This window comes from Methylophaga sp. UBA1464 (assembly GCF_002325665.1).
GTDB lineage: Bacteria > Pseudomonadota > Gammaproteobacteria > Nitrosococcales > Methylophagaceae > Methylophaga.
Window position 1 is genome coordinate 1 of record NZ_DCSO01000114.1, and the last position, 805, is coordinate 805.

The window sequence follows — 805 nt, forward strand, 5'->3', positions numbered from 1 at the left end:
GCCGGTGGTTGACCGTAGCCACCCAGCAAATAACGCTTAACCTCATTGGTTATGGTTTTATAGCGCTCACCACTTAATACGTTATACACCGCCTGCGTGCCAACGATTTGTGAGGTTGGCGTGACCAAGGGTGGAAAGCCCAGATCTTCACGCACTCGCGGAATTTCAGCAAAAACATCACGAATACGATCCAAAGCATTCTGCTCTTTCAGCTGATTCGCCAGATTGGACATCATCCCCCCCGGCACCTGATTGATTTGCACGGACACATCTTCGCGGGTGAACTCGCTTTCAAACTGATGATATTTTTTACGCACTTCACGGAAATAATCAGCAATTTCCGACAGTAAATTCAAATCCAATCCGGTATCCCATTCAGTTCCTTTTAGCGCCGCCACCTGACTTTCAGTAGCAGGATGACTGGTGCCGCCAGCAAACGCGGATATGGCTGTATCAATCCGGTCAACGCCTGCTTCAATGGCTTTTAACTGACAAAGCGGTGCCAGACCAGATGTGGAGTGACTATGAATCACCAGCGGCAAATCCACAGCGGATTTAATCGCTTTAACCAGCTCATAGGTTGGATACGGGGCCAGCAGACCAGCCATATCTTTTATCGCAATGGAATCCGCCCCCATATCCCGGAGGGTTTTGGCCTGCTCAACAAATAATTCAGGTGTGTGTACCGGACTGGTGGTATAGCTGATGGTGCCCTGGGCATGTTTACCGGCATCTTTCACGGCTTTTAAAGCAGTTTCCAGATTACGCATATCGTTTAATGCATCAAACACTCGGAATACATCGT

The 805-nt window shown here is 48.7% G+C and carries 1 protein-coding gene; it reads right to left on the minus strand.

The window, feature by feature from the left end:
• Nucleotides 1-805: pyruvate carboxylase subunit B (locus tag B3O33_RS15240; RefSeq protein ID WP_292363935.1), on the minus strand; the 805-nt coding region annotated here is incomplete at both ends.